We start from the raw sequence: 21742 nt of genomic DNA on the forward strand, positions 1-21742 counted from the left end.
TTGCGGGCGAACGCACATATCCATAAAAAAACGACGGCTTATACTGCCTGTAGTCACAGTTTGAAAAGATTATTCTGAATAATTGTAATCAAACGGTAAATAAACTTATGCACACTGGGTAACTACGTAGTTCTGGTCTATAGTCATTGGGCAACAAAATTTGCGCTCAGAACAGTCGGGCCGATTGTGGCGCCGCAAGAGCGTATGATTCGCAGGAGATACAAGAATGAAAATTTTCCAACGCTACAACCCGCTTCAGGTGGCGAAGTACGTGAAGATCCTGTTCCGTGGACGGTTGTATATCAAGGATGTTGGCGCTTTTGAGTTTGATAAGGGCAAGATCCTTGTCCCAAAAGTGAAGGACAAACAGCACTTGTCTGTGATGTCCGAAGTCAACCGTCAGGTTATGCGTCTGCAAACTGAGATGGCTTAACCTACGTGCTATGCAGTAGTTAAAAAAACGGCTCCCGATGGGAGCCGTTGATGTTTGTGAGGCAGGAATCTTACGCCGACACCTTCTCTTCCGCATCCGGCAGTTTCGGCACCAGCACGGTCGGTTTGTTATCAATACGCGTCACCAGCAGCTGGTCGATGCGGTAGTTATCAATATCCACCACTTCAAACTTGTAGCCGGAGAACTTCACCGAGTCGGTGCGCTTCGGGATTTTACGCAGCATAAACATCATAAAGCCGCCGATGGTCTCGTAGTTGCCTGACTGCGGGAACTCGTCGATATCCAGCACGCGCATCACGTCGTCGATTGGCGTTGCGCCGTCAATCAGCCATGAGTTCTCATCACGCGCCACAATCTGCTCTTCCAGACCCTGGCCGACCAGGTCACCCATCAGCGTGGTCATGACGTCGTTGAGGGTAATGATGCCCACCACCAGCGCGTATTCGTTCATGATAACGGCGAAGTCTTCACCGGCGGTTTTGAAACTTTCCAGCGCTTCAGAGAGCGTCAACGTGTCCGGTACAATCAGGGTATTGCGGATCTGCACGCCGCTGTTAAGCGCCAGGCTTTGGTTCGCCAGCACGCGGTTCAGCAGATCTTTGGAGTCCACATAGCCGATGATGTGGTCGATATCTTCATTACAGACCAGGAATTTAGAGTGCGGGTGCTCCGCGACTTTATTCTTCAGGCTCTGCTCGTCTTCATGCAGATCGAACCAAATCACGCTTTCACGGCCCGTCATGGAAGAGGGCACGGTACGGGATTCTAGCTCGAACACATTTTCGATCAGCTCATGCTCTTGCTTGCGCAGCACCCCGGCCAGCGCACCGGCTTCTACCACGGCGTAGATGTCGTCGGAGGTGATGTCATCTTTACGCACCATCGGCAGTTTAAAGATGCGGAAGATGACGTTCGCCAGGCCGTTGAAGAACCACACCAGCGGACGGAACACGAACAGGCAGAAGCGCATCGGGTTGATGATACGCAAAGCCACAGCTTCTGGCGCAATCATACCGATGCGTTTCGGGGTCAGGTCAGCGAACAGGATGAACATCCCGGTGACCAGCGAGAAGGAGAGAATAAAGCTCATCTGCTCGGCAAGTTCGGCGGACATGTACTGCACGAACAGGCTGTAAAAGGCCGGAGAAAACGCTGCATCCCCCACGATACCGCCGAGAATAGCGACCGCGTTCAGGCCAATTTGTACCACGGTGAAGAATGTTCCAGGATTTTCCTGCATCTTCAGGATACGGGAAGCATTGATATTGCCTTCGTCGGCAAGCAGCTTAAGTTTGATTTTACGGGACGCGGCCAGCGAGATCTCGGATATCGAGAAAAATGCGCTGACGGCTATCAGACAAAGTATTACTAAAATACTGTTTAACATAGTTTATCCGGCTTCTCGCCAGATCCTCGGAAGGGAAGTTGATACCATTTGTGTGGAAACACATTGAATGTCAGCTCGTAGCGTTGAGCTGATTATTTCAGCGGGTAGTATAGCGTAAAGAGATGTAAACCTGCCAGAGGTCACATTTTGAGGCGAAAAGAGGCCGGGCAGGTGGGGAACCGGCCCGGCGAGACGCGCTATTTTGCGGCCGATAACCCGACGTTGTTCACTGCACGACGGGCAGCATCGCCTCCCCACACCTGATCGTACTCATAGCCTGTGAGCTGTTTTATCACCACACGGGTATTGGCATCGCAGTCGCGGTAATCACCGCCCAGCTTACGGCGGGCAATCTCCTTGAGAAGCAGTTTATGCGTCTCGCGGGTGAGCTTGAACTTATAGGTAGTGAAGAAGCTCACCGCCAGCAGGGCTGCCGTCGCGAAGATCATCAGGCCTATAATCGCCCCCAGCGCGCTTTCAGGCTGTGCGCCGCCGCCCTTCACAAAGCCGGACTCCTGCAGGACCAGGCCAATAATCATGATGGCGATCGCCACGGTACTTTTGCGGGTCAGGACCATTACCCCGGCAAAAATCCCTTCGCGGCGCTGCTGCGTCACCATCTCGTCAATATCAGGAATGAAGCTGTAGATATTCCACGGTATGTAATAGAGGCCCGCGCGGGTGGCGCCCAGCAGGATAAAGACCGCCGTGAACAGCAGCGTGGGCACCTGGGTTTTGGTCAGGTAAACCGTAAACAGGAACACCAGCACGAAGAAGATCCCGCCGTAAGAGAGGCGCAAAGCGGCAGAAGGGGAGACATTCAGCCTGTTCAGCAACAGCATAAATCCATATGTGCCAGGTACCGAGGCGAAAGCCGCAATGCTCAGCCAGCCGGAGACGGCTGCCGCATCCTGGCTCAGACAATACACGACATAATAGGTAAAGACCGAACCGAATACGTCCATCGCCGTAAATGAAAAGATATAAATAATAATATGCAGGCGGAACGCGCGAATACGGAAAGAGGAAAAGAGATCCAGCACCAGATATTTCAGGTGATTAATTAATCCGCTGCTGCGCTGTTTATCTACTTTAAACGTGGATGGCTGTTGCACATCTTTCGCTTCCCAGGTGGTATACCAGGTAATAAATACCGCAATACAGAATACGCAGGAGAATATCAGCCCGGTAAGAGTATAGGTAAACGGATTATCTTTCCCCGTGAACTGCATAATGACGCCGGGAACGGAAACCGCAAGAAAGCCGCCGAGCTGAGAGCAGATCATACGCACGCCGGAGAGACGGCTACGCTCTTCATACCGGTTAGTCATCTCAGCGGCCAGGGTTTCCCAGGGCACCAGCACCATCGCCGACAAGAGCTCAATAGAGAGGTAAGTGCCAAGGTAATACCAGTAACCCATGTCCGTAAGCCACAGCAGGGCATACAGAAACATTAAGGGCGAACTGAGTAATAAAAAGAAGCGGCGACGGCCAAATTTACGCCCGAGCCAGGTATCACCGAAATTATCAGTGATATAACCCATAATTGGGCTTAATAACGCATCAATGACGCGGGCAATAGCAAATATCGAACCCGCTTCGACGACAGAGAGCCCGCAATAGGTGGTGTAAAAAAATAAAAGCCAGGTGCCGATAATGGCGAAAGCGCCTCCGCCAAACAGATCGGTTATACCGTAGCCGAGCGCCACGCCATAACCCACTCTACGTTCAGTTGGTTTGACCATAATAATATCCAGTGTAGGGTAATGATTAACCCGATCTGTCGGGTCGTTTTTTATTTACTGCTGGAATACAAATTACGTTCTATTAATTGATTTCTATCCATTGCCTTAATTGAGATGATCGATAAATAGCCTCCACAAGGGTGAGTGATTTCCCGGCTTCATGGATATCGGTGTAATCCGTGTAACCGGGGTGAGTGATAGCCTGATAAAAACGACGGATCGCCTGCTGGTGGCCCAGCCCCCAGTAGCTTTTGACCGAACCGTCCGGGGAGTCGTCGCAGGTGAGCCTGACGCGCTCACCCGGCGTCACGCGCCAGAGCGTGTTGTCGTTGAGCAGCAGCGAGCCCTGCTCGCAGTGGATCTCCATCAGAAGCGGGGAATCGGTGGTATTGCAGTTGCTGGCGTAAAACAGGCCGCGCGCGCCGTTAGCAAAGTGCAGCGTGGCCATCGCGCTGTCTTCACCTTCCGTCACGTCCGCCAGCTCACCGCTATCCACCACACCTTTCACACGCGTCACGCCGCCGGCGAACCACTGCATCAGGTCGAGGGTATGAATGGCCTGGTTGATCAGCAGGCTGCCTCCTTCCGTAGCCAGTCGCCCACGCCACGGACTTTGGGTGTAGTACGCGCCCGAGCGTGCCCACGTCAGCACCGCTTTGATACTGAGCATTTTTCCCAGCTCGCCTTCGTCCAGTGCCTGGCGAATGCGCAGGCTGGTGGGGTTGAGCCGGTTCTGATAACACACGCCGAGCAGACCCGACGCCTTGTCAGCGGCGCGGGTGATATCCACCAGTTCGCTGCTGTTCATGCCCACCGGTTTTTCGCAGAAAACATGCTTTCCGGCGGCGAGGGCCGCCAGAATCATGCTTTTATGCTCAAAGTGCGGCGTGCAGATATGGATCACATCGATGGCATCATCCAGCAGCATCTCCCGGTAATCCTGATAGAAGCGGCACTGATAGCCCAATGCCAGCTTCAGTCCTTTGACGCTGTCGATATCTGCCAGCGCGCGCAGCGCAACGTTGGGGAGCTGGCGCAGCGCATTCACGTGGCAACCGTGAATCGTTCCGGCGCCGATCACCGCCGTGTTCAGGAGCTTCATTGTCGCCTCCCGTTATGCCGTTGCGTTGGCCAGCATCTGTGCCTTCACGCAGAGCTCCGCCGCCTTAAAGGCGTGAGCCTGAGTCATGGCATGTTCAGTACGATGCAAACAGTCGAGGATCAGTTCGCCAAAGAACGGGAATCCGACCTGGCCGGCGACCGGATAACGGAACTCCCCCTCGTTATTGACGAGATACACCACGTCCTGTTCACCACGGGTGAGATCGACATATTTGCGGATCTCGATATAGCCTTCGGTGCCCAGCAGCGTCAGGCGGCCATCGCCCCAGGTCGAGAGCCCGTCAGGGGTAAACCAGTCGCAGCGGAAATAGCCGCTGGCGCCGTTTTCCCCTTTCAGCATGGCATCGCCAAAATCTTCGAAGGCGGGGTACTGGGGGTGTTTAACGTTCCGTACCTGGCTTGCCACCACGATGGCGTCACTGTTGCCGGTATAAAACAGGAACTGCTCAATCTGATGGCTGCCGATATCGCACAGAATGCCGCCGAAGTAGCGCCGATCGTAGAACCAGTCCGGGCGGCCGGTCCCTTCCCGGTGCGGGCCCGTTCCCAGCGTTTGTACGACGCGGCCAATGGCCCCTTGCTGCACCAGCTGTCCGGCAAAGACCGCGCTCTCAACATGCAGGCGTTCGCTGTAATACACGGCGTATTTTCGGCCCGTTTTTTCCACCATGGCTTTGGCATCCGCCAGTTGTTCAAGGGTGGTAAGGGGGGCTTTATCGGTGAAGTAGTCTTTGCCTGCGGCCATCGCTTTTAGCCCCAGCGCGCAGCGCTCGGCGGGAATGGCGGCGCCAGCTACCAGACGCACCTCATCGTCGGCGAGTATGACATCCAGGGAGTCTGCAACCCTGGCCTGCGGATACTGCTGAATGAATTTATCCACTTTTGCCGGATCGGGGTCGTAGACCCATTTCAGCGTGGCGCCCGCTTCAATCAGGCCGTTACTCATGCCGTAGATATGGCCGTGGTCGAGCGCGGCAGCGGCAAAGACAAACTCTCCTTCCCTGACAACGGGCTGAGGTTTACCCACTGGCGCGTAGTTCATGCCGTCATTTTTGTTCATGGTGTTACTCCTTCATCCAGATCTTTGCCCAGGGGAATCGCACCGACTTCGCTGAAGTTGGCGACGCTTGCGGATTTTTCATAAAAACGGGGGGCGAGGGCGTTAGTCCCGCCGGTACGGTAAAACGGATCGTCGCGTTGAATCGGCAGCGAAACCACGGAGCGGGTGATGGCGGATTTATAGATCGCGGTTATCAGCTCCAGCGAGCGTTTGCCCTGCAGACCATCCACTAACGTCGCCGTGCCGTGCTCAATGGCATACAGCAGGTCATTAATCTGCCCGGTGTGCAGCGTCCATTCGAGCTTCGGCGTCTCGTGAAAAACGGCGTTAAGCTGCGCTTCCCGTTGCCGGTCCCGATCCTCCTGGGGGAAGCCGTTATCAGCGCTGACACTGGCAAAGGCCTGCCACGGTGCGGAGATGCGCGCCTTTTCACCCTGGATAATGATTTTCTGATCTTCGCCGTGGTGCACGACCGAGGCGGTTAGCTGAGTGAGTGCGCCGCTGGGGTATTTAAATATTGCCGCGCTGAGATCTTCGACTTCAGCGTTGTCGTGCGCCACGTTGGTCATCATGGCCACCACTTCAGACGGGAAACCCAGCATCCACTGAATAGCGTCTATGTGGTGAACCGCGTGGTTAAGGGTGCAGCCGCCGCCCTCTTTTTCCCAGGTGCCGCGCCACCACAGGTCGTAGTAGCAGTGTCCGCGCCACCAGAGCGAGTCCACCTGGGCATGGCACACCTTGCCAGCAAGGCCCGAATCCAGCGCAGTTTTTAAACGCCAGAAGGCATCGGTAAAGCGATTTTGAGCGATGATGGCGAGCAATTTCCCGCTGGCCTGTTGTGCGGCGATCATGGCGTCGCACTCCTCCAGCGAGGCGGCCATCGGTTTTTCGCACAGCACATGGCAACCCGCATTGAGGGCATCAATGCTTATCTCTGCATGAACGTAGGGCGGTGTGCAGACGTCGACGATATCGATATCTGGCTCTGACGCCAGCATCTGCTCGTGGCTTTCATACACGCGTGCGTCCGTCAGGTTGTAGCGTGCTTTTTTCTCGTGGGCTTTTTCCGGGTAGATATCGACCAGCGCGACGATCCGGCAGCGTTGGCCAAACTGCAAATAACCCTGAATATGGTTATGCGAGATATTTCCTGTTCCCACGATAGCGACATTTAACATCGTTTCTTCTCCTGAGTTACCAGGTGCCGGAGGCATCCAGCGTGACGCTGGCGGTCTCTTTAGCCACTGAGGTGCTGATACGCTGTTGAAGCAAGCGCAGATACTGTTTCTCATTGAGCGGGAGGTCGACCCAGTCGTCGGTCCAGGTGGAGAGGTGCATGGCGTTGGAGAGCGTTAACCCGTGGATCCCTTCCAGCCCCGGGGCAATGAGCGGCTCGCCGCGCAGGATGGCGCCGCAGAAATTGGCGGTAATGACGTGGTGTTCGCTGCATTCCGGGCCGACGGGAAGCGTGACCTCCCAGCATTCCGGTTCACCAAAGCCGTTTTGCCAGCGGGCGTTGAAGGCGGTTTCAGATTCCCGCAGCCGCCAGTAGCGCAGTTTCCCTTCTTCGACGACCACCTTGCCGCGATCGCCGACGATCTCCAGCCGGTTGGTCCCCGGCGTTTCAGCCACGGTCGTGATAAATACGCCCGTCGCACCGTTGGCGTATTCGGCGTAGGCGGTGACCTCATCTTCCACTTCAATGTCGCGATGCTTACCAAACTGGCAAAACGCGCGCAGACGGATCGGCATACCAACCAGCCACTGCCAGAGATCGAGCTGATGCGGGTCCTGATTGAGCAGTACGCCGCCGCCTTCTCCTTTCCAGGTGGCGCGCCAGCCGCCGGAGTTGTAGTAGCTCTGCGAGCGATACCAGTTGGTAATGATCCAGTTGGAGCGGCGGATCTCACCCAGCTCGCCGCTGTCGATCAGATCTTTCACCTTCTGGTAGAGCGGGTTCGGGCGCTGGTTGTACATGATGCCGAACACCACATCGCAGGTCCGGGCACAGGCGTTCATCTCCTGCACCTGCGCCGTATACACGCCGGCCGGTTTTTCGCAGAGCGTGTGGATGCCGTGGCGCATTGCCAGCATCGACAGACGCGGATGCTCGTAGTGCGGTGTTGCGACAATCACCGCGTCGATAAGCCCGCTCTGGAGCATCTCCTGCGCATCGCTGAAAAGGGGGAGGGAGCCGACCAGCTGGCGAATGGCCGGATGCTTTTCCGGTGCATTATCACAAACCGCCGCCAGGCATGCGTCACTGACCGTACCCGCCAGTAAATAACGCGCGTGGACCGTACCGATATTACCTATTCCGATAATGCCAAAACGTACCTTCTCCATGTCACACCTTAATTTCAGTTGAAATGAGGGATGACCGGAAAATAGGAAAGGGGAGCCGCAGCGACAATGTGTTTTTGTGAGAATACTCGCAAGCTGTTTAAGTAATCTCCAGGCTCTCTGAAATTTGGTTTTAAAATCAAAGCGCTGTTTCTGCAAATATTTGCAAAAACTGATTGAGAGCGAGGTCACACTATGCCGGGCAGGTTAAAAATGGAGGAGATTGCGACCCTGACGGGGTATTCCGTCAGCACGGTTTCGCGGGTATTAAGCGGCAAGTCTTATGCCAGCGATAAAGCCCGTGACGCGATCGTTCGCACCGCGCGCGAATTAGGTGTACTGGAGGCAATGGCAAGCGGAAGGCTGTTAATTAACGGTATCGCTGTCTTTGCCCCGGAAAGAACCTTTCAGGGGCGTGGAGACATTTTTTATCTGGAAGTGACCAAAGGCATTGCTGAAGCGTGCGCCCCGCATAACGTGTGGGTCAGTTGCTGCGGATTAGAAGAGCAGCACGCCGACGTGAAATTGTTTATGGAAAAGGCCAGCCATAAGAATATCAACGCAATAATAATTATTGGGACTGATGATTCCACCATCTTTAAACTGGCGAGCACGCTGAATAAGCCCTGCGTATTGATTAACTCCGTTGATCGGGATCGGGTGCTGGACGCCGTGTCACCCGATCACCGGGCGATTGGTTTCACCGCCATGCAGTACCTTTTTGAGCAGGGGCACCGCCGTGTGCTCACGCTCACCTGCCTGCGGCGTGAGACGCTGTATGCGCGTCTGGACGGCATTAAAGAGGCGTACCGCCATTTTCACGTGGCCTTTGATCCCCAGCGTGATTTGCTGGTGACGGAGTGGTTTACGGCAGAGGAGGCTGAGCGGGCGTTGGATGCATGGCTGTTAAGTCATGACAGATCGCAGTGGCCAGAGGTGATTTTCCCGAACAGTACCAGCATGACGGAGGGGGTGATCAGGGCGCTAACGCGCCACGGGCTGCGCATTCCGGAAGACATTTCGCTCATTACGACCGATTTTGCATGGAATTTAGCGCACCGTCTGGAAAAGCCGATCACGGGCGTCACGGTGCCCTGCCGTGAACTGGGGATAGAGGCCGTACACCTGCTGCAAACGCGGCTCAACCGACCTCAGGCACCGGTCTATAACCTGCTGTTGCAGGGCAAAGTCATGGATTACGGCTCAGTCAGTAATGCCACGCGCCACGCGGCTCGCGTGGCGCTGGATCAGTAATCAGGCAAGCTGCGGCGGCAGGCACACGCCGATGCCACCAATTCCGCAGTAGCCGTACGGATTTTTGTGCAGATACTGCTGGTGGTCGTCCTCGGCATAGTAGAACGGTTTCGCGGTGGTGATTTCCGTTGTCACCTCGCGCGTATCACCTGCGTCGCGCATGGCCTGCTGGAAACGCTCCTTACTGGCGAGTGCGGCGGCTTCCTGCTCAGGCGTGAGCGGATAAATCGCCGAACGATACTGGGTGCCATGGTCATTACCCTGACGCATACCCTGCGCCGGGTCGTGGTTTTCCCAGAACACCTGCAGCAGCTGTTCATAGCTGATGACGGACGGGTCGTATACCACGCGTACGGCTTCAGCATGGCCGGTCTCGCCGGAGCAGACTTCGCGGTAGGTGGGGTTTGGCGTATATCCGCCCGTGTAGCCCGCCGCGGTGCTGTAGACGCCAGGCAACTGCCAGTAGAGGCGTTCCACGCCCCAGAAGCAGCCCATGGCAAACAGGGCGATTTCCATGCCTTCAGGTACGTTGGTCATGGAATGGCCATTCACGGCGTGTAAGGTTGCGACTGGCATAGGGGTGTTGCGTCCCGGTAATGCATCTGCTTGTGAAACCAGATGCTTTTTGTCGAATAAACTCACGATGGGGCCTCCCGGGGTGCGATGTTTCGGTTAAGGTTGTCACGAAGCGTTTAATTGAACACAATAAATGCGCTGAATGAGTCTAGATTTAATCATAAGAAATATTTGGGTGTTACACCCTTTTTCAACCCGAGAATTGGGTTTTTTGGCCAACAGGCCGTATTTTGCCGCGGAGCGGCACTTCATTTGCTTCCAGGGTGGAAACAGGGATATTCAGGAGAGAACGTGACAAAAATCCGCCAGTTATGTTTGGTCAGTGTCTTGCTGACAAGCGGGGTTGCCAGCGCGGCGAATGTCCGTTTGCAGGTTGAGGGGTTATCCGGGGCGCTGGAAAAAAACGTGCGTGCACAGCTGTCGACGATTGAAAGTGACGAAGTGACGCCGGACCGGCGTTTTCGTGCACGCGTGGATGACGCGATACGCGAAGGGCTAAAAGCCCTGGGATATTACGAACCCACCATCGATTTCGATCTCCGCCCACCGCCAAAAAAGGGGCGGCAGGTGCTTATTGCCCGCGTCTCGCCGGGTGAGCCGGTGCTGATAGGCGGCACCAATGTGGTGTTACGCGGCGGCGCGCGTACCGATCGCGATTATCTGGATCTGCTCAGTACGCGGCCTAAAATTGGTACCGTACTGAATCACGGTGATTACGACAGTTTCAAAAAATCGCTGACGAGCGTCTCCTTACGCAAGGGCTACTTCGACAGCCAGTTCAATAAAAGCCAGCTGGGCATTGCGCTGGGCAGACGCCAGGCTTTCTGGGATATCGACTATGACAGCGGCGAACGCTACCGCTTTGGCGACGTGACGTTCGAAGGCTCGCAAATTCGTGAAGAGTACCTGCAAAACCTCGTGCCGTTCAAAAAGGGTGACTACTACCATTCACGCGATCTGGCCGAGCTGAACCGCCGCCTGTCGGCAACCGGGTGGTTTAATTCGGTGGTCGTTGCGCCGGAGTTTGAAAAGGCCCGCAAAACCAAGGTATTACCACTGCACGGTGTGGTGTCGCCACGCACCGAAAACACCATTGAGACCGGGGCTGGCTATTCAACGGACGTGGGGCCGCGCGTGAGGGCGACCTGGAAAAAGCCGTGGATGAACTCGTACGGCCATAGCCTGACCACCAGCGCCAGTATCTCAGCCCCGGAGCAACAGCTCGACTTCAGCTACAAAATCCCGTTGCTGAAGAACCCGCTTGAGCAGTATTACCTGGTCCAGGGGGGCTTTAAGCGTACCGATCTGAACGATACCGAGTCGGATTCCACCACGCTTGCCGTATCCCGATTCTGGGATCTCTCCAGCGGCTGGCAGCGCGCCATTAACCTGCGCTGGAGTCTTGACCACTTTACCCAGGCCAACGTCACCAACACCACCATGCTGCTCTATCCGGGGGTGATGATCAGCCGTACCCGTTCGCGCGGCGGCCTGATGCCGACCTGGGGCGATTCCCAGCGTTACTCTATCGATTACTCCAACACCATGTGGGGTTCCGATGTGGATTTCTCGGTGATTCAGGCGCAAAACGTCTGGATCCGCACGCTGTATGACAAACACCGCTTTGTGATGCGCGGGAACCTCGGCTGGATTGAAACCGGCGACTTCGACAAAGTCCCGCCCGACCTGCGCTTCTTCGCCGGGGGCGACCGCAGTATCCGCGGCTACAAATACAAATCCATCGCGCCTAAAGATGATGACGGCAAGCTGATCGGGGCCTCCAAGCTGGCGACCGGCTCGCTGGAGTACCAGTACAACGTCAGCGGAAAATGGTGGGGCGCCATGTTTGTGGACGGCGGCGAAGCGGTGAGCGATATCCGCCGCAGTGATTTCAAAACCGGCGCGGGCGTGGGCGTGCGCTGGCAGTCGCCCGTCGGGCCCATCAAGCTCGACTTCGCTGTGCCGGTGGGTGACAAAGAAGAACACGGTTTACAGTTTTACATCGGTCTGGGGCCTGAATTATGAGTTTATGGAAGAAGATAAGCCTCGGAGTACTGATTTTTATCGTGCTGCTGCTCGGTACGGTGGCGTTTCTGGTGGGCACGACAACCGGTCTGCATCTGCTGTTTAACGCGGCGAACCGCTGGGTACCCGGGCTGGAAATCGGCCAGGTGACGGGCGGCTGGCGCGATCTACGTCTGAAGAATATTCGCTACGAGCAGCCTGGCGTTGCGGTCAACGCGGGCGAGTTTCACCTTGCCGTCAGGCTGGGTTGCCTGCGGGACAGTAAGCTCTGCGTCAACGATCTGTCGCTAAAAGATGTGAACGTGGCGATTGATTCGGAGAAAATGCCGAAATCAGCGCCGGTTGAAGAAGAGGACAGCGGCCCGCTGAATCTCTCGACGCCGTACCCGATTGCGCTTTATCGGGTGGCGCTGGACAACGTCAATGTCAAAATCGATGACACCACCGTATCGGTGATGGATTTCACCTCCGGCCTGCGCTGGCAGGAGAAAAACCTCACCCTGACGCCAACCACCCTGCAGGGATTGCTGATCGCGCTGCCGAAGGTGGCGGACGTGGCGCAAGAGGAGATCGTCGAGCCGAAGATCCAGAACCCACAGCCGGAAGAGAAACCGCTGGGTGAAACGCTGAAAGATCTGTTCTCGAAGCCCGTCCTGCCGGAGATGACGGACGTGCACCTGCCGCTGAACCTGAATATCGAAGCGTTCAAGGGCGAGCAGTTGCGTCTGACTGGCGACACCGATCTCACGGTCTATAACATGTTGCTGAAGGTCAGCAGCATCGACGGCAACATGAAGCTCGACGCGCTGGATATCGACACCAACCAGGGCTCTGTCAATGCTTCGGGTCATGCCCTGCTGCGTGACAACTGGCCGGTGGATATTACCCTGAACAGCGCGCTCAACATCGACCCGCTGAAAGGCGAAAAAGTGAAGGTTAAGGTGGGCGGCGCACTACGCGACAAGCTGGATGTCGGGGTGAATCTCTCCGGCCCGGTGGACATGGTCCTGCGCGCGCAAACCCAGCTGGCGGAAGCCGGACTGCCACTTAACCTTGAAGTGGTCAGCAAGCAGCTGTACTGGCCGTTCACCGGCGAAAAACAGTTCCAGGCCGATGACCTGAAGCTGAAGCTGAGCGGCAAGATGACCGATTACACGCTGTCGTTCCGTACCGCCGTGAAGGGCCAGGACGTGCCACCCGCCACGATCACGCTGGATGCAAAAGGGAATGAACAGCAGGTTAATCTCGACAAACTGACCGTTGCGGCGCTGGAAGGCAAAACCGAGCTGACCGCGCTGCTCGACTGGCAGCAGGCGATCAGCTGGCGCGGTGAGCTGAAGCTCTCGGGGATTAACACGGCGAAAGAGGTGCCGGACTGGCCGTCAAAACTGGACGGTCTTATCAAAACCCGCGGCAGCCTGTATGGCGGCACGTGGCAGATGGATGTCCCGGAAATCAAGCTCACCGGTAACGTGAAGCAGAACAAGGTTAACGTAGAAGGTTCGCTCAAAGGCAACAGCTACCTGCAGTGGGTGATCCCGGGTCTGCACGTGGCGCTGGGCCGCAACACGGCGGATATCAAAGGTGAACTGGGGGTGAAAGATCTGAACCTCGACGCCACTATCGATGCGCCGAATCTGGATAACGCCCTTCCGGGGCTTGGCGGCACGGCGAAGGGGCTGCTTAAGGTGCGCGGCACGGTGGATGCACCGCAGTTGCTGGCGGATATCACGGCCAGTAACCTGCGCTGGCAGGAGCTGTCCATCGCCCGCGTTCGCGTTGACGGGGATGTGAAATCCACCGATCAGATCGGCGGTAACCTGAACCTGCGCGTGGAGCGCATTTCTCAGCCGGACGTGAACATTAATCTGGTGACCCTGGACGCCAAAGGCAACGAGAAGCAGCACGACCTCCAGCTGCGCGTGCAGGGCGAGCCGGTTTCCGGGCAGCTTCACCTGACGGGGAGCTTCGACCGCAAGGCGGAGCGCTGGAAAGGGACGCTCGACAATACCCGTTTCAACACCCCGGTAGGGCCACTGGTGCTGTCACGCGCTATTGCCCTGGACTACCGCAATGCCGAACAAAAGATCAGCATTGGCCCACACTGCTGGACCAACCCGAATGCGGAGCTGTGCGTGCCGCAGACCATCGACGCGGGAGCGGATGGGCGCGCGCAGATCACCCTCAATCGTTTTGATCTGGCGATGTTAAAACCGTTCATGCCGGATACCACTCAGGCGAGCGGCGTCTTTAGCGGAAAGGCCGATGTGGCCTGGGACACCACCAAAGAGGGGCTGCCACAGGGCAGCGTGACGCTTTCTGGGCGCAACGTGAAGGTGACACAGGATGTCAACAACGCGCCGCTGCCGGTGGCGTTTGATACCCTGAACCTGAGCGCCGACCTGCACAACAACCGGGCCGAGCTGGGGTGGCTTATCCGCCTGACCAATAATGGCCAGTTCGACGGTAAGGTGCAGATTACCGACCCACAAGGGCGACGTAATCTGGGCGGGAACGTCTCTATTCGCAACTTCAACCTGGCGATGGTTAACCCGATTTTCTCGCGCGGTGAAAAAGCGGCGGGGATGCTCAACGCGAACCTGCGGCTGGCGGGCAACGCGCAAAGCCCGCAGCTGTTCGGTCAGATGCAGCTAAACGGTGTGGATATCGACGGCAACTTTATGCCGTTCGATATGCAGCCAAGCCAGATTACGATGAACTTCAACGGGATGAGCTCAACGCTGAACGGCTCGGTGCTGACCCAGCAGGGGCAAATCAACCTCAGCGGTGACGCCGACTGGAGCCAGCTTGATAACTGGCGCGCCCGTATCGCCGCGAAAGGCAGCAAGGTGAGGATCACCGTACCGCCGATGGTACGCCTGGATGTCTCGCCGGATATCGTCTTTGAAGCAACGCCGAGCCTCTTTACCCTCGACGGGAACGTGGACGTGCCGTGGGCGCGCATCGTGGTTCACGAGGTGCCGGAAAGCGCGGTGGGCGTCTCCAGTGATGAAGTGATGCTCGACGATAACCTCAAGCCGATTAATCAGCAAAGCGCGGGCATTCCGATCAACAGCAATCTTACCGTGCATGTGGGGAATAACGTTCGTCTGAACGCGTTTGGGCTGAAGGCACGCCTGACGGGTGACCTGAAAGTGGCGCAGGACAGACAGGGGCTTGGCCTGAACGGGCAGATCAACATTCCTGAAGGGCGCTTCCATGCTTATGGTCAGGATTTGATTGTGCGTAAAGGTGAACTGCTGTTCTCCGGTCCGCCGGATCAGCCGCTGCTCAACATTGAAGCGATTCGTAACCCGGAAGCGACAGAAAACGACGTGATTGCGGGCGTGCGCGTCACCGGTTCGGCCGACGAACCGAAGGCGGAGATCTTCTCCGACCCGGCGATGTCCCAGCAGGAAGCACTCTCTTACCTGCTGCGTGGTCAGGGCCTGGATAGCGGCCAAAGCGACAGTGCAGCGATGACCTCAATGTTAGTGGGTCTGGGGGTTGCACAAAGTGGTCAGGTTGTGGGTAAAATCGGTGAGACGTTCGGCGTAAGCAATCTGGCGCTGGACACCCAGGGCGTGGGTGACTCCTCGCAGGTGGTGGTCAGCGGCTATGTACTGCCGGGTCTGCAGGTAAAATATGGCGTGGGGATCTTTGACTCGCTGGCAACTCTCACGTTACGCTATCGCCTGATGCCTAAGCTATATCTGGAAGCAGTGTCCGGCGTAGACCAGGCACTTGATCTGCTCTATCAGTTTGAGTTTTAGCAATGCGAATATTTGTCTACGGCAGTTTACGAACCAAGCAAGGCAACAGTCACTGGATGACCAATGCCCTGTTGCTTGGGAATTACAATATCGAAAACTACCAGTTGTACAGCCTGGGCCACTATCCAGGCGCGGTTCCCGGCGAAGGAACAGTACACGGTGAAGTTTATCGTATTGATAACGCGACACTTGCCGAACTTGATGCCTTGCGCACCAGGGGCGGTGAATACGCGCGCCAGTTGATCCAGACGCCGTACGGAAGTGCGTGGATGTACGTCTACCAGCGTCCGGTCGAAGGGTTAACGCGGATTGTAAGCGGTAACTGGTTAGACAGAGACCAGTACTGAAAAAACAACGCCACCGTGAGGTGGCGTTGTCTTTTGTGCCTCTTGCCGGGTAAGCGTAGCGCACCCGGGCGAAACTCTCCAGCCACAAAAAAGCCCCGACCAGCGGGGCTTTATCGATGTGTGGTAAGAATTACTTCTTAGCAGCGCGTTCGAAGGAGGCGATGATTTCTGCTTTCGCCGCTTCTGCGTTGTCCCAGCCGTCAACTTTAACCCACTTGCCTTTTTCGAGGTCTTTGTAGTGCTCGAAGAAGTGAGTGATCTGCGCTTTCAGCAGTTCTGGCAGGTCGTTCACATCTTTGATGTGATCGTACTCTTTGCTCAGCTTGGTGTGCGGTACCGCAACCAGTTTCGCATCTTCGCCGGATTCGTCGGTCATTTTCAGCACGCCAACTGGGCGGCAGCGAATGACTGCGCCTGGCTGCAGTGGGTATGGCGTTGGTACCAGCACGTCAACCGGGTCACCGTCCAGAGACAGGGTGTGGTTGATGTAACCGTAGTTGCATGGGTAGAACATCGCGGTAGACATGAAACGGTCTACAAACAGCGCACCGCTCTCTTTGTCCACTTCGTATTTGATAGGATCTGCGTTAGCCGGGATTTCGATAACAACGTAGATGTCTTCTGGCAGTTCTTTACCCGCAGGGACGTTGAGTAAGCTCATGTCTGTGTCCTTTAAAATGGATGGTAAACAAGTGGCAGGTATTATAGCCAACTGGCGCTGAATGTCTCCGCCTGTTTTCGTCTTCTCACCGCGTTCGTCTCACTTTTCAGACCGATTCCATGGCAGAAAAATCCATAAACTCAGCCGCATTTTTCATGGAGAAATGAAAGCGATTACAAACTTGTGATTAACGTTTTATTCACTTTTCTGAAGTGTGATGTAACGCAATTCGTTACATATTTCATTGGCTATAGTCATTTCGCAGAACATCTTTTAACCAACAATAACTCACCCTACGAGGACGTTCATATGTGGAAGCGCTTACTTCTTGTCACAGCAGTTTCGGCAGCCATGTCGTCTATGGCGATGGCCGCACCTTTAACCGTAGGATTTTCGCAGGTCGGCTCTGAATCAGGCTGGCGTGCGGCAGAAACCAACGTGGCGAAAAGCGAGGCCCAGAAACGCGGCATCACGCTGAAGATCGCCGATGGCCAGCAAAAACAGGAAAACCAGATTAAAGCCGTGCGTTCGTTTATTGCGCAGGGTGTGGATGCCATCTTTATTGCGCCCGTTGTGGCGACCGGCTGGGAGCCGGTCCTGAAGGAAGCGAAAGACGCTGAGATCCCGGTCTTCCTGCTCGATCGTTCCATCGATGTAAAAGACAAATCTCTCTATATGACCACCGTGACCGCCAACAACGTTCTTGAAGGGCAATTAATTGGTGACTGGCTGGTGAAACAGGTGGATGGCAAGCCGTGTAACGTCGTTGAGCTGCAAGGTACGGTCGGCGCGAGCGTGGCCATCGACCGTAAGAAGGGGTTTGCTGAGGCCATCGCCAAAGCGCCAAACATTAAAATTATCCGTTCTCAGTCCGGCGACTTTACCCGCAGTAAAGGTAAAGAGGTCATGGAGAGCTTTATCAAAGCTGAAAACAACGGCAAGAACATCTGCATGGTTTACGCCCACAACGATGACATGGTGATCGGGGCGATTCAGGCCATTAAAGAAGCGGGCCTGAAACCGGGCAAAGATATCCTCACCGGCTCTATCGACGGCGTGCCGGACATCTACAAAGCGATGATCGACGGCGAAGCCAACGCCAGCGTGGAGCTCACGCCAAACATGGCCGGTCCGGCATTCGATGCGCTGGAGAAATTCAAGAAAGACGGCACGATGCCTGAGAAGGTGACGGTCACAAAATCCACCCTCTACCTGCCGGATACCGCGAAAGAAGAGTTAGAGAAGAAGAAAAATATGGGCTACTAAGCTCAGCCCCCTCACCCTAGCCCTCTCCCCGGAGGGGAGAGGGAAAAGGGCAGTTTGGGCAGAAAATTAAAGACTGGCACGAATAGTCCCCTCTCCCCTCCGGGGAGAGGGTCAGGGTGAGGGGGAAAACCATGACCACTGAACAACACCAGGAAATCCTCCGCACAGAGGGCTTGAGTAAATTCTTCCCCGGCGTAAAAGCGCTGGATAACGTTGATTTTAGCCTGCGACGCGGCGAGATCATGGCGTTGCTGGGCGAGAACGGTGCGGGGAAATCGACGCTGATTAAAGCCCTGACCGGGGTTTATCACGCCGATCGCGGCACCATCTGGCTGGAAGGTAACGCCATATCACCCAAAAATACCGCCCATGCGCAGCAGCTGGGGATCGGGACGGTCTACCAGGAGGTAAACCTGCTGCCGAACATGTCGGTCGCGGATAACCTGTTTATTGGCCGGGAGCCACGACGCTTTGGCCTGCTGCGCCGCAAGGAGATGGAAGCGCGGGCGACAAAACTGATGGCGTCTTACGGCTTCTCTCTCGACGTACGCGAGCCGCTGAACCGTTTTTCCGTCGCCATGCAGCAGATTGTCGCCATTTGTCGCGCTATCGACCTCTCGGCAAAAGTGCTGATCCTTGATGAGCCCACCGCCAGCCTCGATACCCAGGAAGTGGAGATGCTCTTTACCCTGATGCGCCAGCTGCGCAATCAGGGCGTAAGCCTGATCTTCGTCACCCATTTCCTCGATCAGGTGTATGAGGTGAGCGATCGCATTACGGTGCTGCGCAACGGCAGTTTTGTCGGCTGCCGCGACACCCGCGAGCTGCCGCAGATTGAACTGGTCAAAATGATGCTCGGCCGCGAGCTGGAGTCCAATGCGCTCCAGCGTGCCGGCCGTACGCTGCTGAGTGAGAAACCGGTCGCCGCGTTCAGTGATTTCGGCAAGAAAGGGGTGATCTCGCCGTTTAACCTGGAGGTGCGCCCCGGTGAAATTGTCGGCCTGGCGGGCCTGTTAGGCTCGGGCCGTACCGAAACCGCCGAGGTGATCTTCGGGATCAAGCCTGCAGACAGCGGCACCGCGCTGATCAAAGGTAAACCGCAAACCCTGCGCTCGCCACATCAGGCCTCCTGTCTGGGTGTGGGTTTCTGCCCGGAAGACAGAAAAACGGATGGCATTATTGCCGCCGCCTCGGTGCGGGAAAATATCATTCTGGCCTTACAGGCGCAGCGCGGCTGGCTGCGGCCGATCCCACGGAAAGAGCAAAACGCCATTGCCGAGCGCTTTATTCGCCAGCTCGGTATCCGTACCCCGAGCGCAGAACAGCCGATAGAGTTCCTCTCCGGGGGCAACCAGCAGAAGGTACTGCTTTCCCGCTGGCTGCTGACCAAACCTCAGTTCCTGATCCTCGATGAACCGACCCGCGGCATTGACGTGGGGGCGCACGCCGAAATTATCCGCCTTATTGAAACCCTGTGCGCGGACGGGCTGGCGCTGCTGGTCATCTCGTCTGAACTGGAGGAGCTGGTGGGCTATGCCGATCGCGTCATCATCATGCGCGATCGCAAGCAGGTGGCAGAGATCCCGCTGGATAAACTGTCCGTTCCGGCAATCATGAATGCCATCGCGGCGTAAGGAGTGAATCGTGATGTCTCGTTCGCTTTCGCAAACTGGCGAAACAAAACGCCGCTTCAACTGGCCGACCGGCACGCCGCAAATCGCCGCGCTGCTGGTGGTGTTGCTGGTCGATAGCCTGGTCGCACCGCATTTCTTCCAGATAATCGTGCAGGATGGCCGCCTGTTCGGCAGCCCGATCGATATTTTAAACCGCGCCGCGCCGGTGGCGCTGCTCGCCATTGGTATGACGCTGGTGATCGCCACCGGCGGGATCGACCTTTCTGTTGGCGCGGTGATGGCCATTGCCGGGGCGACGGCAGCCTCAATGACCGTGGCCGGACATAGCCTGCCGGTGGTGCTGCTGGCGGCGTTGGGCACCGGCGTGCTGGCCGGACTGTGGAACGGCGTTCTGGTGGCGGTGCTCAAAATCCAGCCGTTTGTTGCCACGCTGATTTTGATGGTGGCCGGGCGCGGTGTCGCACAGCTCATCACCTCGGGGCAGATTGTTACCTTCAACTCGCCGAATCTGGCGTGGCTCGGGAGCGGCAAGCTGCTCTTCTTCCCCACGCCGGTGATCATTGCGCTGGTGACGCTGGTGGTGTTCTGGATCTTTACCCGCAAAACGGCGCTGGGCATGTTCATTGAAGCGGTCGGGATCAACATCCGTGCGGCGCGCAACGCCGGGGTCAATACGCGGCTGATGGTGATGCTCACGTACGTATTGAGCGGCGTGTGTGCCGCCATCGCCGGGGTGATCGTCGCGGCAGATATTCGTGGGGCTGATGCCAACAACGCCGGGTTATGGCTGGAGCTGGATGCGATCCTGGCGGTGGTCATTGGCGGCGGATCGCTGATGGGCGGGCGCTTTAACCTGCTGCTCTCGGTAATTGGTGCGCTGATTATTCAGGGGATGAACACCGGGATCCTGCTTTCCGGGTTCCAGCCGGAACTCAACCAGGTGGTGAAAGCGGTGGTCGTGCTCTGCGTGCTGATCGTCCAGTCACCGCGCTTTGTCAGCATCATTAAGGGGATCCGTGGCCATGATAAAACGTAATTTACCGTTAATGATCACGCTGGGCGTGTTTGTGCTGGGCTATCTCTACTGCCTGACCCAGTTCCCGGGGTTCGCCTCGACGCGTGTGATTTGTAACATACTGACGGATAACGCCTTTTTAGGCATCATCGCGGTCGGTATGACCTTTGTGATCCTCTCCGGGGGGATTGATCTCTCCGTCGGTTCGGTGATCGCCTTTACCGGCGTGTTTCTTGCCAAAGCGATCGGTTTCTGGGGCATCTCGCCGCTGGTGGCGTTTCCGCTGGTGCTGGTGATGGGCTGTGCGTTTGGTGCCTTTATGGGGCTTCTGATTGACGCGCTCAAGATCCCGGCCTTTATCATTACGCTTGCCGGAATGTTCTTCCTGCGCGGCGTGAGTTATCTGGTGTCTGAGGAGTCGATCCCGATCAACCATCCGGTGTACGACACGCTCTCCAGCCTGGCGTGGAAAATCCCCGGCGGGGGCCGCCTGAGCGCGATGGGGCTGCTGATGCTGGGCGTGGTGGTCATTGGTATCTTCCTTGCCCATCGCACCCGGTTTGGTAATCAGGTCTACGCTATTGGCGGCAACGCGACCTCGGCCAACCTGATGGGGATCTCCACCCGCAACACGACCATCCGCATCTATATGCTCTCCACCGGGCTGGCGACGCTGGCGGGGATTGTCTTCTCCATTTACACCCAGGCGGGTTACGCGCTGGCCGGGGTTGGCGTTGAACTGGATGCGATTGCCTCTGTGGTGATTGGCGGCACGCTGCTCAGCGGCGGGGTGGGAACGGTACTGGGAACACTGTTTGGCGTGGCAATCCAGGGGCTGATCCAGACCTATATCAACTTTGACGGCACGCTCAGCTCCTGGTGGACGAAAATCGCCATCGGCATTTTACTGTTTATTTTTATTGCCCTGCAGCGCGGTCTGACGATGCTCTGGGAGAACCGCCAGAGCTCGCCTGTTACCCGCGTGAACACATCAGTAACAGAGCGATAACATGCTGAATTTGCTTAAAGTCTAAACATTTTCCGGTAGCGGCCGATACTCTTTTTTTATGCCCAGAA

17 protein-coding genes are annotated in these 21742 nt (G+C 56.4%); 9 read left to right on the forward strand and 8 right to left on the reverse strand.

Going from position 1 to position 21742, the window contains the following annotated elements:
• Positions 1 to 226: 226 nt before the first annotated feature.
• Positions 227 to 433: a DUF1107 domain-containing protein gene (locus tag ACQG2G_RS02255; protein ID WP_008501430.1), complete on the forward strand. Its 207-nt coding sequence runs from the start codon at positions 227 to 229 to the stop codon at positions 431 to 433.
• A 70-nt stretch (positions 434 to 503) separates the two neighbouring features.
• Here ACQG2G_RS02255 and ACQG2G_RS02260 read toward each other — a convergent pair whose 3' ends face one another.
• The 6 genes from ACQG2G_RS02260 to ACQG2G_RS02285 all read right to left on the reverse strand — a co-directional run bounded on the left by ACQG2G_RS02260 (position 504) and on the right by ACQG2G_RS02285 (position 8117).
• Positions 504 to 1841: a hemolysin family protein gene (locus ACQG2G_RS02260; RefSeq protein WP_013095324.1), complete on the reverse strand. Its 1338-nt coding sequence runs from the start codon at positions 1839 to 1841 to the stop codon at positions 504 to 506.
• 197 nt (positions 1842 to 2038) lie between these two features.
• Positions 2039 to 3586, reverse strand: coding sequence for an MFS transporter (locus tag ACQG2G_RS02265; protein ID WP_023619690.1), 1548 nt, complete (start codon positions 3584 to 3586; stop codon positions 2039 to 2041).
• A gap of 82 nt (positions 3587 to 3668) precedes the next feature.
• Positions 3669 to 4688 carry a Gfo/Idh/MocA family protein gene (locus tag ACQG2G_RS02270; RefSeq protein WP_061772210.1) on the reverse strand — a complete coding sequence of 340 codons (1020 nt, stop codon included), beginning with the start codon at positions 4686 to 4688 and terminating at the stop codon, positions 3669 to 3671.
• Positions 4689 to 4700: 12 nt separating this feature from the next.
• Positions 4701 to 5768 (reverse strand): Gfo/Idh/MocA family protein, encoded by a 1068-nt coding sequence (locus tag ACQG2G_RS02275; RefSeq protein ID WP_045902448.1) that lies wholly within the window; start codon positions 5766 to 5768, stop codon positions 4701 to 4703.
• The gene (locus ACQG2G_RS02280; protein WP_061772211.1) at positions 5765 to 6949 is read right to left on the reverse strand and encodes a Gfo/Idh/MocA family protein; all 1185 of its coding nucleotides are present in this window, start codon (positions 6947 to 6949) and stop codon (positions 5765 to 5767) included. Before ACQG2G_RS02280 ends, ACQG2G_RS02275 begins: the two co-directional genes overlap by 4 nt.
• A 16-nt stretch (positions 6950 to 6965) precedes the next feature.
• Positions 6966 to 8117, reverse strand: coding sequence for a Gfo/Idh/MocA family protein (locus ACQG2G_RS02285; protein WP_013095330.1), 1152 nt, complete (start codon positions 8115 to 8117; stop codon positions 6966 to 6968).
• 192 nt (positions 8118 to 8309) lie between these two features.
• On the opposite strand from ACQG2G_RS02285, the gene ACQG2G_RS02290 reads away from it, so the two are divergent.
• Positions 8310 to 9368: a LacI family DNA-binding transcriptional regulator gene (locus ACQG2G_RS02290; RefSeq protein WP_029882373.1), complete on the forward strand. Its 1059-nt coding sequence runs from the start codon at positions 8310 to 8312 to the stop codon at positions 9366 to 9368.
• Here ACQG2G_RS02290 and msrA read toward each other — a convergent pair whose 3' ends face one another.
• Positions 9369 to 10010 carry a peptide-methionine (S)-S-oxide reductase MsrA gene (gene msrA / locus ACQG2G_RS02295; protein ID WP_014830428.1) on the reverse strand — a complete coding sequence of 214 codons (642 nt, stop codon included), beginning with the start codon at positions 10008 to 10010 and terminating at the stop codon, positions 9369 to 9371. It abuts the gene before it with no gap.
• Between the two features lie 225 nt (positions 10011 to 10235).
• Between msrA and tamA the strand changes: the two genes are divergently transcribed.
• From tamA to ACQG2G_RS02310, 3 genes are read left to right on the forward strand one after another with little or no spacing between them, the layout of a single operon-like run.
• Positions 10236 to 11969: an autotransporter assembly complex protein TamA gene (gene tamA / locus ACQG2G_RS02300; protein WP_013095333.1), complete on the forward strand. Its 1734-nt coding sequence runs from the start codon at positions 10236 to 10238 to the stop codon at positions 11967 to 11969.
• Complete coding sequence (tamB, locus tag ACQG2G_RS02305; RefSeq protein ID WP_248078792.1) at positions 11966 to 15742, forward strand: autotransporter assembly complex protein TamB; 3777 nt, start codon at positions 11966 to 11968, stop codon at positions 15740 to 15742. Before tamA ends, tamB begins: the two co-directional genes overlap by 4 nt.
• A 2-nt stretch (positions 15743 to 15744) precedes the next feature.
• A complete protein-coding gene (locus ACQG2G_RS02310; protein WP_028027890.1) occupies positions 15745 to 16089 on the forward strand; it encodes a gamma-glutamylcyclotransferase family protein in 345 nt (114 codons plus the stop codon).
• Positions 16090 to 16219: 130 nt separating this feature from the next.
• On the opposite strand, the gene ppa is transcribed toward ACQG2G_RS02310, so the two are convergent.
• A complete protein-coding gene (gene ppa, locus ACQG2G_RS02315) occupies positions 16220 to 16750 on the reverse strand; it encodes an inorganic diphosphatase (protein ID WP_008501423.1) in 531 nt (176 codons plus the stop codon).
• Between the two features lie 309 nt (positions 16751 to 17059).
• Here ppa and ytfQ point away from each other — a divergent pair, with 309 nt between their 5' ends.
• From ytfQ to yjfF, 4 genes are all read left to right on the forward strand, one after another.
• Positions 17060 to 18016 carry a galactofuranose ABC transporter substrate-binding protein YtfQ gene (ytfQ, locus tag ACQG2G_RS02320; protein ID WP_014882271.1) on the forward strand — a complete coding sequence of 319 codons (957 nt, stop codon included), beginning with the start codon at positions 17060 to 17062 and terminating at the stop codon, positions 18014 to 18016.
• 131 nt (positions 18017 to 18147) lie between these two features.
• Positions 18148 to 19650, forward strand: a complete 1503-nt coding sequence (ytfR, locus tag ACQG2G_RS02325) for a galactofuranose ABC transporter, ATP-binding protein YtfR (protein WP_038418554.1) — start codon at positions 18148 to 18150, stop codon at positions 19648 to 19650.
• A gap of 10 nt (positions 19651 to 19660) precedes the next feature.
• Positions 19661 to 20686 carry a galactofuranose ABC transporter, ATP-binding protein YtfT gene (ytfT, locus tag ACQG2G_RS02330; RefSeq protein WP_248078788.1) on the forward strand — a complete coding sequence of 342 codons (1026 nt, stop codon included), beginning with the start codon at positions 19661 to 19663 and terminating at the stop codon, positions 20684 to 20686.
• Positions 20673 to 21674 (forward strand): galactofuranose ABC transporter, permease protein YjfF, encoded by a 1002-nt coding sequence (gene yjfF / locus ACQG2G_RS02335; RefSeq protein WP_248078785.1) that lies wholly within the window; start codon positions 20673 to 20675, stop codon positions 21672 to 21674. Before ytfT ends, yjfF begins: the two co-directional genes overlap by 14 nt.
• Positions 21675 to 21742 lie beyond the last annotated feature (68 nt).

The sequence above is a fragment of the Enterobacter cloacae complex sp. 382A5 genome (assembly GCF_050031095.1).
Classification (GTDB): domain Bacteria; phylum Pseudomonadota; class Gammaproteobacteria; order Enterobacterales; family Enterobacteriaceae; genus Enterobacter; species Enterobacter cloacae.

Coding starts and splice junctions, on each gene's coding strand:
- ACQG2G_RS02255 (WP_008501430.1), top strand. CDS start 227: ATGAAAATTTTCCAACGCTACAACCCGCTTCAGGTGGCGAAGTACGTG.
- ACQG2G_RS02260 (WP_013095324.1), bottom strand. CDS start 1,841: ATGTTAAACAGTATTTTAGTAATACTTTGTCTGATAGCCGTCAGCGCA.
- ACQG2G_RS02265 (WP_023619690.1), bottom strand. CDS start 3,586: ATGGTCAAACCAACTGAACGTAGAGTGGGTTATGGCGTGGCGCTCGGC.
- ACQG2G_RS02270 (WP_061772210.1), bottom strand. CDS start 4,688: ATGAAGCTCCTGAACACGGCGGTGATCGGCGCCGGAACGATTCACGGT.
- ACQG2G_RS02275 (WP_045902448.1), bottom strand. CDS start 5,768: ATGAACAAAAATGACGGCATGAACTACGCGCCAGTGGGTAAACCTCAG.
- ACQG2G_RS02280 (WP_061772211.1), bottom strand. CDS start 6,949: ATGTTAAATGTCGCTATCGTGGGAACAGGAAATATCTCGCATAACCAT.
- ACQG2G_RS02285 (WP_013095330.1), bottom strand. CDS start 8,117: ATGGAGAAGGTACGTTTTGGCATTATCGGAATAGGTAATATCGGTACG.
- ACQG2G_RS02290 (WP_029882373.1), top strand. CDS start 8,310: ATGCCGGGCAGGTTAAAAATGGAGGAGATTGCGACCCTGACGGGGTAT.
- tamB (WP_248078792.1), top strand. CDS start 11,966: ATGAGTTTATGGAAGAAGATAAGCCTCGGAGTACTGATTTTTATCGTG.
- ACQG2G_RS02310 (WP_028027890.1), top strand. CDS start 15,745: ATGCGAATATTTGTCTACGGCAGTTTACGAACCAAGCAAGGCAACAGT.
- ppa (WP_008501423.1), bottom strand. CDS start 16,750: ATGAGCTTACTCAACGTCCCTGCGGGTAAAGAACTGCCAGAAGACATC.
- ytfQ (WP_014882271.1), top strand. CDS start 17,060: ATGTGGAAGCGCTTACTTCTTGTCACAGCAGTTTCGGCAGCCATGTCG.
- ytfR (WP_038418554.1), top strand. CDS start 18,148: ATGACCACTGAACAACACCAGGAAATCCTCCGCACAGAGGGCTTGAGT.
- yjfF (WP_248078785.1), top strand. CDS start 20,673: ATGATAAAACGTAATTTACCGTTAATGATCACGCTGGGCGTGTTTGTG.